This is a genomic window from Acidovorax sp. KPB24-07, assembly GCF_057543315.1.
The window spans coordinates 1-1,524 of sequence record NZ_BAAJYS010000608.1 but is presented as its reverse complement, the minus strand read 5'-3'; the positions used below and the strand labels follow the sequence as shown (position 1 = coordinate 1,524).

2 protein-coding genes are annotated in these 1,524 nt (G+C 72.4%); both read right to left on the bottom strand.

Annotated elements, in window-relative coordinates; genetic code table 11:
* The coding region (locus tag AC27IQ_RS24320; protein ID WP_487091104.1) for a fimbria/pilus outer membrane usher protein at positions 1-1,159 on the bottom strand (1,159 nt) is incomplete at its 3' end.
* A partial coding sequence (locus tag AC27IQ_RS24315; RefSeq protein WP_487091103.1) for a fimbrial biogenesis chaperone occupies positions 1,146-1,524 on the bottom strand: 379 nt, incomplete at its 5' end. The genes AC27IQ_RS24315 and AC27IQ_RS24320, both read right to left, overlap by 14 nt.

Here is a 1,524-nt window from a genome sequence, read left to right as displayed (position 1 = left end):
CCAGCAGGCCCAGCCGCAGCAGCCCGCCCGCGCCGGCCACGCCGAGCCCGCGGCCCGCCTGCGCCTGGGTTTCGAGGGTGAACGCTTCGGTGATGCCCTGGCGGTACACGCCCGAGGCCAGGGGCCGGCCGTAGGACAGGCTGCGAAAGCCGTAGGCGCGCCGCAGCGCCCCGAGCGACAGCGAGTAGTCGGTCCAGCCCGGGCGCAGCAGCTGCGTGTTGACGTAGAACGGCACCGAGGTCAGCACCTGCCGCCCGAGCGCGTCGGTGGTCACCACCGAGGCCGTGCCCGAGCCGTTCACCGTGGGCAGCTCGCCCAGCGTGAACGGGCCCGGCGCGACGGCCCGGTTGGCCGCGCGAAAGCCGTTGATGAACACGTCCACCGCCGAGGGCACGGCCGCCTGGCCCGAGAAGGCGGGCAGCGGATAGGTCACCAGGTCGGGCCGGATGCTGAAGTTGCGCGACCACTGCACGCCGCCCATGCGCACCGGCGTGCTCCACGGCAGCGAGCCGGTGATGACGTCGCCGTACACGGTCTGCGTGGCCTCCTGCGTCTCGGGCCGGGTCCACTGCGTGTCGTAGCGCACGTAGCCGGTCGACATGCCGGTGGCGCCGCGGCGCAGGATGCCGGTGCTGGACACCACGCCGGGCTCGCCGAAGTACCGGGCCTCGGACCAGACCGACGAGGTGGTGCGGCCCTGCGTGGTCATGGCGTAGGCGTCGTAGTTGAACAGCACGCCGCTGCCTCCGCCCAGCGGCAGCTGCGTGCGGCTGTGGTCGGCCAGGTCCTGCATCGGCAGCCATTCTGGCGGCACCTGCAGCAGCAGGCGCTGGCCCAGGCTGTCGTACTGGGCCGAGACGCCGGGCAGGGTGTCCACCGCCACGGGAGCGCCATCCGGCTCGGGGGTCTGCACGTGCAGCTCGCGCAGCGTTTCCGCGTCGATCTCGTAATGGGGGCCGCTGTGCTGCACCTTGACGACCTCGCCGGTGGTCCTTCCGTTGACCACGATCTCCAGGAACAGCGTGACCGGGGCGCCGGCATGCGCGTCCGGCACCGGATAGTCGCTGGCACTGAGCAGGCGCGGCAGGCATGCCGCCAGCACCCCCCACCGGGCGATACGGGTGCGCAGCGGAGAGGGGCGCGGTTCATTGCGATGCACGGGGCAGCTGGGCTTCTCGCCCGTTGACCGTCACCATCAGGTCGTGGTCGGGTGAGGGCGGCGGCGCCAGGTCCAGCGGCATCTGGCCATGGGGCAGCACGTAGTTCAGCACGTCCTTGGGTGGCGCCGCACGGCTGCCGCCGCGCGCCCAGGCGACGGAAGTGATGCGCGCGTGCGACGCGCCATGGTTGTGCACCACGACCTGGCCGGTGCGGCCAGCGCCCGTGAGGGCCCACGACAGTTCGGGGGTGATGACGGTGGTGCCATCGACCAGCGACCGGGTGTCGGCCAGACGCTGCGGCAGCGTGTCCGGCCCGTAGACGAAGAGCGGGATCGCATAGCGGATCTGCAGGCGCACGGCCACC